The sequence below is a fragment of the Streptomyces sp. NPDC054840 genome (assembly GCF_053611065.1).
In genome coordinates this window covers 1-1,866 of record NZ_JBSGZP010001014.1, presented here as the reverse complement: position 1 = coordinate 1,866, position 1,866 = coordinate 1, and the positions used below count along the sequence as shown (strand labels likewise).

At 73.3% G+C, this 1,866-nt stretch carries 2 protein-coding genes; one reads left to right on the top strand and one right to left on the bottom strand.

The genetic code is table 11. The annotated features are described in order from the left end of the window. Positions 1-293: 293 nt before the first annotated feature. Positions 294-1,103, bottom strand: coding sequence for an alpha/beta fold hydrolase (locus ACWGIU_RS36985; RefSeq protein WP_453712453.1), 810 nt, complete (start codon positions 1,101-1,103; stop codon positions 294-296). A 326-nt stretch (positions 1,104-1,429) separates the two neighbouring features. Here ACWGIU_RS36985 and ACWGIU_RS36980 point away from each other — a divergent pair, with 326 nt between their 5' ends. Next, on the top strand, positions 1,430-1,654 hold the full coding sequence (locus ACWGIU_RS36980) for a hypothetical protein (RefSeq protein ID WP_453712452.1): 225 nt from the start codon (positions 1,430-1,432) through the stop codon (positions 1,652-1,654). Positions 1,655-1,866 lie beyond the last annotated feature (212 nt).

The window sequence follows — 1,866 nt, the reverse complement described above, 5'->3', positions numbered from 1 at the left end:
ATGGGAACCGGGGCGGCCCGCGACATCGCGGATGCCCTGCCGGACCAGCCGGGCGCCGCCGATCTCCAAGAGGACGGCGACGGCGAACAGGGCGGGGGAGGAGCGACAGTCATATGGCCGGACCTCAACGGCGGCCCGCGCGGGTGATATCGGTGAGCACGCCCCCGTGACGGCGGGGAGGGCGGGCAACCGGCCAACCACCGCTTCCGCACCTGCTCCGACGGCCCGCACCGTCGATCCGGAGCCCCTGCGGCACGGTGTGTGTGTCGGTGAGCCCGATGCCGATGCCGTACTCACCTGACCGTGAGGAACTCCGCGATACGAAGTCCCCAGCCTCGCACGTCTGCGCGGTTGCGGGCGATATGGAGTTCGGCCTGCGGCAGGCAGTCGGTCAGAGTGGCCGCCGTCGACACGGGGTGGCCGGGGTCGTCCCCCCACGTCAGGATCAGTACCGGGCACCGCAGCGCGGCGAGCGTGGTGGGCGGGGGAAGATCGGATCGGGCGAGGCCGCGCAGAACGGAAGGCAAGATCAGCTCGGGCGGCGTAGGAGGGAATTCCGGGACGTCGGCGACGGCAGCGTGGCGGTGCGCATCGCCCCGGGCGGCGAGCCAGCCTCCGGCTCCTTGCCGCTCGATGGTGTCGGCGGCGACCCGATTGGCGCGGGCATACCTCCCCCGGGTCGCCCAGGCGGTCGGCGGGAGCAGCAGCACCAGCCGGGAGAAGCGTTCCGGCTCCCGGACTGCGGCATGGAGGCAGGTGGCGCAGCCCATCGACGAGCCGATGGCGTCCACGGGCTCCGGGACCGTCAGATGGTCGAGCAAGCTCAGCAGGTCGTCGGCGAGAGAGACGTACGTGTAGTCCGCCTCGACGGGCCGCCCGGTGGACCGGCCGTGCCCGCGTGCGTCGTAGCGGACCAGGCGCCGGCCTGTGCGAAGGACCGGTCCCCAGTCGAACAGATCCATCCGGCGGTCGACGTCCTGGCTGGTGAACCCGCCGTGCGCGTACACCGCCAAGGGTCCCGAGCCCGTGTCGTCGTACACGAGCTCGGCCCCGCGGTGCCGGAACCGGCCCTCTGTGACCCGTCCCGTCTGCGGCGTTCCCATACTGCGCCTCTTTCCACCCTCATCGCCCCCCAATCTCTGGATTGCCTGCGACCAGACCCCTCGGCCGAAGCGGGGTCTTCTCGTCGGCGCCGGGCCGGGACGCCGAGGAGGTCAACCTCACCGGTCGGGCCTCGCCTCGGGGAGTCGCGGGGCGAGCGCCGGCCCTGAGGCAGGGGCGGCCTTGCCCCAGAAGGGACGGGCTTGCGGACGGACCCGCTTCGGGGACCCGCTTAGGGGACCCGCGCACGGGTCCCCTCCGCTGCTGTGCAGCGCGCGGAGGGTGAGTCCCGGATGCCGTGATGACGGGCCCGCCGCACCCTGGATGCATGGCGGACCAGACCGAGATCGTGATTCACCCCGTGTCGCCGCAGGGCGGGCGCAAGGTCACCGTGCACGCGCTGGGCGTGGACGCGGACCTCGGCCGGGCGTTCACACCCGCAGACGTGTCGGAGCTCTTGCGGCGGGCCGGCCTGGAGGGTGTGGAGCTGTCCGAGGACGGGCCCATCCGGTGGGAGGGGGGCGGCCCCGAGGTGTGGAGCGGCGACATCTGACGCAGCCGAGCACCTGACGTCCCGCCGTGGGACCCGCACAGCCCCCTCGTGCCGATGGCGGGCCGCCGAAGCGTGGTGGAGCGAGCCACGACGGAACTGTGGCCGGCTGCAGCCCGCGCCGATGTGGCGGGCGCGGGTCAGGCCCGATGCCCACCCGCCGAGGGCAGTACCGCCGGGCCGCCCCAACCCGTATCGGCGCCGGGTCCCTCGGC

Excerpts from the sequence above, each read along its gene's own strand:
- ACWGIU_RS36985 (WP_453712453.1), bottom strand. The coding sequence starts at position 1,103 with ATGGGAACGCCGCAGACGGGACGGGTCACAGAGGGCCGGTTCCGGCAC.
- ACWGIU_RS36980 (WP_453712452.1), top strand. The coding sequence starts at position 1,430 with ATGGCGGACCAGACCGAGATCGTGATTCACCCCGTGTCGCCGCAGGGC.